Origin of the sequence: Streptomyces sp. NPDC002785 (assembly GCF_040295565.1) — a bacterium.
In the GTDB taxonomy this organism is placed as follows: Bacteria; Actinomycetota; Actinomycetes; order Streptomycetales; family Streptomycetaceae; genus Streptomyces.
In genome coordinates this window covers 1-6,511 of the sequence record NZ_JBEOVN010000297.1, presented here as the reverse complement: position 1 = coordinate 6,511, position 6,511 = coordinate 1, and the positions used below count along the sequence as shown (strand labels likewise).

Genomic DNA, 6,511 nt, shown 5'->3' with positions numbered 1-6,511 from the left:
CCGCGACATCGACCACCGCACCCACAGGACCACCGTCCACATCGAGATCAGCACGTTGCCAAGCCCGTCAGATGGCTAACCGAACGGCATTGGCCATAGGGGTTGACGTGCGTCCAGAACAGCGGGGACAGAGCCCGTCGGTCGGCGTCGGTAAGGCGCTCGGCCCACTCGGGGTCGGCGAGGATCTGCTGAAGCAGCAGGGTGTTGACGTGTTCTCTGAACTACCGTCAGACACGCGGAAAGCTCCCGATGACCCCTGTGCGGGGGTCCCAGTAGTACTCGCCGAAAAAACAACGAAGTAGGCGCTGACCTCGTCCTTTGACGTGGGATCGGTCGGCTGAGCGGCTACGTCCCAACTCGCAGAGGCCGCGCGGATGCCTCCAGGCAGTCTCGTGGGTACAGGGTTGCCGCAGGGGGTTAGAAGAGGCGTTGGTCAGAAAACGTGAGCGGCTCATGCCCCCCTGAGTGCGAGTCATCCACCACATAACTCTCGCTACTGAAGGGCCAGTTCAAAAGCGGGAGGTACATGGCGACCCTGTCCCAGTCTGACCTACTTCGCATGCTGGAGTCACCACGCTCGGCGGACGAGCTCCTTCCACCGGACCACTGGAGCTCCGGATGGATTCCCCCTCCAGAGGGACCGGCACCATCCATCAGGACGACGCCGGCGAATCGGCTGATGCTGAAGGCTTTGAGCATGACGACGACAACAATGCCCTCGGCCGCTCCCTCTGCGGGCGACACCGAGCGGCCCGTTCCGCGCTGGGCCACCGCTATGGCGCGGGCCATCCCCCTGGTCGGACTGCCCGCATGCCTGTGGCGGCTGCCGTTCGCGTTCGGCTTCACCATGGGGACGGTGCAGGAAGAGACGTACAGCTGGTGGGTGATCGCGCCGTACGTCTTCGCCCTGAGCACGGTCTCGGAGTGCCTCGCCCTGCTCTCCATCGGCTTGGTGCGCGGGTGGGGCGAGGTCGTGCCCGGCTGGGTCCCGGTGATCGGCGGCCGGCGGGTAGCGCCGGCCGCGGCGATCGTGCCGGCGACCCTCGGCGGGCTGGTGCTGACCGGCGTACTGGTCGATTGGTCGCTCGGGATCCTCGGTATCATTCCCGGCCTGCACTACACCAACGACTCGTGGCGGGTACTGGCAGTGTGCTGCCAGGCCGTGATGGTCCTGTGGGGTCCGCTGCTGCTGGCCGTCACCTACGCCTACTGGGCGCGGCGCTGCCGCTGAGCTGACACCGGCGAATGGATTCTGAACCACGGCTTTCTGAGCGGTCACGAAGGGGCCTTGGCGGCAGCGACGGTTCGGCCGGCGATGTCGCGGAAAGCGTTCCGCCGCCAGTACCTGCACCGTCACGCGGTTCCCTCCCTGAACAGAATGTTCAGCGATTCCGGTCGGTAGGACAGCGCCGACGGGCCGTCCTTCGGTGCCGTTGTCGCCGTGGCGGCGCCTGCCGCCACGCGCGCGTGGTTGAGCCAGGGCCTGCGCGATGACGTCCTCGGTGAGCGGGTTCAGGTAGAGCTGAGTCGTACTCAGATGGGCGTGACCAAGGACCCACTGAACGTCGGTGAGCGACATCTTGGGATCGCGGGCCATCCGGTAGGCAGCGGTATGGCGCAGGTCATGCAACGACCAGTTCGCTCCCAACGCCGCGTTCACACGGCTGAACATCCGGTAGGCGGCGTGGTAGCTGAGCGCCGTGAAGGGGCGCCGCAGCGTCCACCACAGCGGATCATCCACCTCCGTAGGTACCAGGCCGTGCATCTGAGCCTGGCAGAGCCGAAGCCACACGAAAGCATCCGGCGCCGCCGGCAACTGTTGGATTACGCGAGTGCCCTTCCGGATCGACACACAGCGGATCAGCGCAGTCCGGCGAAGAGATCGTTCTCGGGTACGGCCGCGCCGGTGGCGTCCTTGACACGTACGAAGGTCTCCATGCCCATCAACTCGCCGAACCTCTCCTTGCCCATCTTGAGGAAGAAGATGTTCTCGCCCTGACTGGCGTGCGCGGCCAGCGCATCGAACTTCTGACCGCTGAATGCGATGGTGTCCACCCACGTGGTGATCTCATCGTCGGGGAGGCCGATCTCGGCCATCGCGGTGGCCTCGGCAGGATCCGGTTCCGGCATGTCCTCATGAAACTCGCGCATGGTCTCCCCGAACCGCTGCATCATCGAGCGAGGCATCGTCGTCCAGTACACCTTCGGTGTCAGCGCGGTCATCTCCAGCGCCGCCATCGTGATGCGGTGGGCCTGGATGTGGTCGGGGTGGCCGTAGAAGCCGTTCTCGTCGTAGGTGACGACCACATCGGGTCGGTAGTGCCGCATGAGTTCCGCAAGTCGGGCAGCGCCTTCCTCCACGGGGGTCTGCCAGAAGGATCCGGGGGCGTCATTGCTCGGCCAGCCGATCATCCCGGAGTCGGCATAGTCCAGCATCTCCAGATCGCTGACCTTCAGGACGTCACAGCTCGCCTTGAGTTCTTGGCGGCGCATCAAGGCAACGGCCGCCGGATCATGCCCGGCATCGCCCGGCTTGACACCCCCCGTTCCGTCACCGCAACCGCCGTCGGTACATGTCACGAGAACCGTGCGGATGCCTTCCGCCGCGTACCGCGCGAGGACCCCTCCGGTTCCGGTGGCCTCGTCGTCGGGGTGGGCGTGTACTGCCATGAGCGTCAAGGGCCGGTCAATCATGAAACAGTCCTCCTGCAGAAATACGGGTCGGTCCGAGTGCGCGGCGGGCGTACCGCGATCCTGGGGCCCGGATCCTGGCGGGGCGGACACCCTTGCAGCCTCCGTGTCTCCCCGCCCGTACGGCGCCGGTCCCTCGGTCGATGCAACCGTGCCGACCGGTCCGCTGTTCCCGGCGCAGCCAATTGGCCTTCCAGGCGTCGGAGTTTCGACGCGAACGCGGTACAGGCGCGACCTGCACGTCTCAGCGACACGTCGGCCTCCGCCCGCCGCACCAAGCCGCCAGTCAACCCAGTTCATTCCCTCAAGCCCTCAAGCGCGACCCAGTTGTCCATCGCAATGCCGCCTCTTGGAACGCTGCGCGCTCGATCGCGCGGTACTGCGCGCGACGATCAGCGCCCTGGAAGCAGGCTGGTGTCCCGGCGACCCAGAAGATTGCACCGATGATCGCCATAGCTCGGCCTACGTAGCCTGGGAATTTCTCGTCGGGTGGGCGCGCAAGGACGAGGAGGAAAGAAGGCATGACCGGGATCTTCTGGACTACTGCCTCCGCGACAGCTCCGCCCTCACCGAAATGCAAGTAGCTCAGGCTCTCTCCCTAGTCGACCGTTGCCCGGCCATGTGGGAGCAACTGATCGGTGGATGGGTCCGAGACCCGCTCATCGAACGCATCGAATCCCGCCGTAAGGATTTCGTCACTGCCGCCGCGCAGCCAGCCTCACAGCACCGCCGAGCCCTCTGCCCAGCGACCTCGAACGGTCGAGTTCTCCGCCTCGCCGCAACTGCGCAGCGTGACGGAGCGAAAATTACAAACTGCATAGGCTGCGCGCAGACCTCTATGCGGGAGCAATCAGCTGGTGGTCCACAGCCGTCTCCCCCACGGTCTCGATCGCCTCATGGCCCAGTGCCCCGCTGGCAGTCTGGATGTCACACGCACATGACGGCGCGTCCGACGGGGCCCGGCTCGTCGATGCTCTTCGCCGCCACCTCGGAGGCCTTGCTCCACTGACGACCCACCACGATGTGACGAACGAACGAACGGAAGTACAGCGCAGCAGTGCACTTCACCCGCCGTGCGGAGAACGCCGGTACGGGCACCTCCGCGCTTCTCCTGACCGGTTCTCCGTTCACGGCTGGCCCCGGCAGTGCTTGGAGAAGCCCTCGCCTGGAAAGCCACACGCGCAAGGCGTGGGACGGTCGGCACATCATCCCCACCCGAGGCTTCGGACGCCACCGTTCCGCCGGGGAACCCGCTCCACCACACGTCGGCGCCCTGTGGACTCCCTCCCTCCAGGCCTGGCGCGGCTTTCTGTCCACGGATGCCGCCACCTCGTCGCGCGTCCTGCACCTTGCCCAGCGCAGCGCACCCGCCCCGCGGGCGAAAGAGTCGTCGGGCAGTTGGCAGCACGACACGCGCGATCCACGCTGGACGTCGGCGTCCAGCCACAACCGAACGCACCCCGCTTCGGGAACGGGGCACGCCCACGGACGTTCTCGCGCGTGACCTTCGCTGCCTCAAGGCCGATACTGCCGACAGCGGCACTCCACCCGAGTCCCACCCGACCATGCCCCCAACCTGACGAACCGTCACCAAAGTCGGCATCAGTACCGCCACAGCCCGCTTCCGGCCGCTACGGACCGCCAAGATCAAGAACTGCCCATACCTGCTCTGACCAGCAAAAAAACACAGGTCGAAGACCCACCTGCTAACCTTCCCAGGAGGTACCCATGAGGATGCTCATCAACGTCCCGGAAACCGTTGTCGCAGACGCGTTGCGCGGTATCGCCGCCGCTCACCCCGAGCTGACCGTGGACGTCGAGAACCGGGTCGTCGTGCGGCGTGATGCGCCCGTGTCCGGGAAGGTGGCGCTCGTCTCCGGGGGCGGGTCCGGGCACGAGCCATTGCATGCGGGGTTCGTCGGGCCGGGGATGCTGTCCGCGGCCTGCCCGGGAGAGGTGTTCACCTCGCCGGTGCCGGATCAGATGGTGCGGGCCGCCGCCTCGGTCGACAGTGGGGCGGGGGTGTTGTTCGTCGTCAAGAACTACACCGGTGACGTGCTGAATTTCGAGATGGCCGCCGAGCTCGCCGAGGACGAGGGCGTGCGGGTCACCCAGGTTCTCGTCAATGACGACGTGGCGGTGACCGACAGTCTGTTCACCGCGGGGCGGCGGGGCACTGGCGCGACCCTGTTCGTCGAGAAGATCGCCGGGGCGGCGGCCGAGGAAGGTGCGCCGCTGGAGCGGGTGGAGGCCATTGCCCGGCAGGTGAACGAGGCATCGCGGAGTTTCGGGGTGGCACTCGGCGCCGTCACCACGCCCGCCAAGGGGTCCCCCACATTCGATCTGCCGCCGGGCGAGCTGGAGCTGGGGATCGGGATTCATGGCGAGCCGGGGCGGGAGCGGCGTCCGATGATGACGTCGCGGGAAATCGCGGACTTCGCGGTGGACGCGATCCTGGAGGACCTGCAGCCGCGTGGACCTGTGATCGTGCTGGTCAACGGGATGGGTGCGACGCCGCTGCTGGAGCTGTACGGGTTCAATGCCGAGGTGCAGCGGGTGCTGCCCGAGCGGGGTGTGGTGGCGGCTCGTACGCTCGTGGGGAACTATGTGACCTCGCTCGACATGGCGGGCTGCTCGGTGACGCTCTGCCAGGTGGACGAGGAACTGCTGCGCCTCTGGGACGCGCCGGTGGAGACGCCTGCGCTGCGCTGGGGCCGTTGACCCGCCGGAAAAGGAGATCCTGTGCTCGACGCCGACTTCTTCCACCGCTGGATGACCGCGGCCGCGGCTTCAGTGGACCGCGAGGCGAACCATCTCACCGAGCTTGACTCGGCGATCGGGGACGCCGATCACGGCAGTAATCTGCAGCGCGGATTCACCGCGGTGCGGGCGGCCCTGGACAAGGAGCCGCCGCAGACCCCGGGGGCCGTGCTGATGCTCGCCGGGCGGCAGTTGATCGCGACGGTCGGCGGGGCTTCGGGCCCGTTGTACGGGACACTGTTGCGACGTACCGGTAAGGCTCTGGGCGAAGCACCACGGGTGGCACGGCAGCAGTTGGCGGAGGCGCTCGGGGTGGGCGTCGCGGCCGTGGCCCAGATGGGCGGGGCGCAGGCCGGGGACAAGACGATGCTCGATGCGCTGCTGCCGGCCGCCGAGGCGCTCGGCGCGTCGTTCGGGGCGGCCCGGGAGGCCGCGGAGGCGGGGGCGCTGGCGACGGTACCGATGCTGGCCCGCAAGGGCAGGGCGAGTTATCTGGGTGAGCGCAGCATCGGGCATCAGGATCCGGGGGCTACGTCCTCCGCCCTGCTGGTCGCCGCACTGGCCGAGACCGATGGTGCGAGTGGTGGTGACGCGTGAGCGGCGCAAAGCAGGTCGGGATCGTGCTGGTCTCGCACAGCGGCCCGGTGGCCGAGTCCGTGGCCGAGCTGGCCAGGGGTCTCGCGGCAGGTGGTGCGACGGCTCCGGTGGCCGCCGCCGGAGGCACTCCCGCGGGTGGTCTCGGGACCAGTACCCAGCTGATCGCCGAGGCGGCCAGGTCGGTGGACGGCGGCGCGGGCGTGGCTCTACTGGTCGATCTGGGCAGCGCGGTGCTCACGGTCAAGACGATGCTGGACGAGGGGGACGAACTGCCGGGCGGCTCACGGCTGGTGGACGCGCCGTTCCTGGAGGGTGCGGTGGCTGCCGTGGTCACCGCGTCGGCGGGCGGCGACATCGCGGCGGTGGAGGCTGCGGCGTCGGAGGCGCACGAGTACCGCAAGGTGTAGGCAGAAGGGCTCCGCGGTCGTGAGGCCGCCCCGCACCGGTGTCCATGGGTGGTGCG

At 67.7% G+C, this 6,511-nt stretch carries 7 protein-coding genes and 1 pseudogene; 4 read left to right on the top strand and 4 right to left on the bottom strand.

Annotated elements, in window-relative coordinates:
* Positions 1-47: 47 nt before the first annotated feature.
* Positions 48-197 (bottom strand): Tn3 family transposase, encoded by a 150-nt coding sequence (locus ABTZ94_RS35610; protein ID WP_351207282.1) that lies wholly within the window; start codon positions 195-197, stop codon positions 48-50.
* Between the two features lie 500 nt (positions 198-697).
* Here ABTZ94_RS35610 and ABTZ94_RS35605 point away from each other — a divergent pair, with 500 nt between their 5' ends.
* On the top strand, positions 698-1,231 hold the full coding sequence (locus ABTZ94_RS35605) for a hypothetical protein (protein ID WP_351207280.1): 534 nt from the start codon (positions 698-700) through the stop codon (positions 1,229-1,231).
* 288 nt (positions 1,232-1,519) lie between these two features.
* Here ABTZ94_RS35605 and ABTZ94_RS35600 read toward each other — a convergent pair.
* The 3 genes and pseudogenes from ABTZ94_RS35600 to ABTZ94_RS35590 all read right to left on the bottom strand — a co-directional run.
* Positions 1,520-1,765: pseudogene (locus tag ABTZ94_RS35600) on the bottom strand (site-specific integrase); the annotation flags it as partial.
* A gap of 95 nt (positions 1,766-1,860) precedes the next feature.
* On the bottom strand, positions 1,861-2,694 hold the full coding sequence (locus ABTZ94_RS35595; RefSeq protein ID WP_351207278.1) for a PIG-L family deacetylase: 834 nt from the start codon (positions 2,692-2,694) through the stop codon (positions 1,861-1,863).
* Between the two features lie 924 nt (positions 2,695-3,618).
* The gene (locus ABTZ94_RS35590) at positions 3,619-3,789 is read right to left on the bottom strand and encodes a hypothetical protein (protein ID WP_351207276.1); all 171 of its coding nucleotides are present in this window, start codon (positions 3,787-3,789) and stop codon (positions 3,619-3,621) included.
* Positions 3,790-4,419: 630 nt separating this feature from the next.
* Between ABTZ94_RS35590 and dhaK the strand changes: the two genes are divergently transcribed.
* The 3 genes from dhaK to ABTZ94_RS35575 are packed head-to-tail and all read left to right on the top strand — an operon-like array spanning position 4,420 to position 6,455.
* Entirely contained in the window at positions 4,420-5,412 is a 993-nt protein-coding gene (gene dhaK / locus ABTZ94_RS35585; protein WP_351207274.1) for a dihydroxyacetone kinase subunit DhaK, read from the top strand.
* A 21-nt stretch (positions 5,413-5,433) separates the two neighbouring features.
* Positions 5,434-6,048: a dihydroxyacetone kinase subunit DhaL gene (dhaL, locus tag ABTZ94_RS35580; protein ID WP_351207272.1), complete on the top strand. Its 615-nt coding sequence runs from the start codon at positions 5,434-5,436 to the stop codon at positions 6,046-6,048.
* Complete coding sequence (locus ABTZ94_RS35575; RefSeq protein ID WP_351207270.1) at positions 6,045-6,455, top strand: PTS-dependent dihydroxyacetone kinase phosphotransferase subunit DhaM; 411 nt, start codon at positions 6,045-6,047, stop codon at positions 6,453-6,455. The genes dhaL and ABTZ94_RS35575 overlap by 4 nt, the downstream gene beginning before the upstream one ends.
* Positions 6,456-6,511 lie beyond the last annotated feature (56 nt).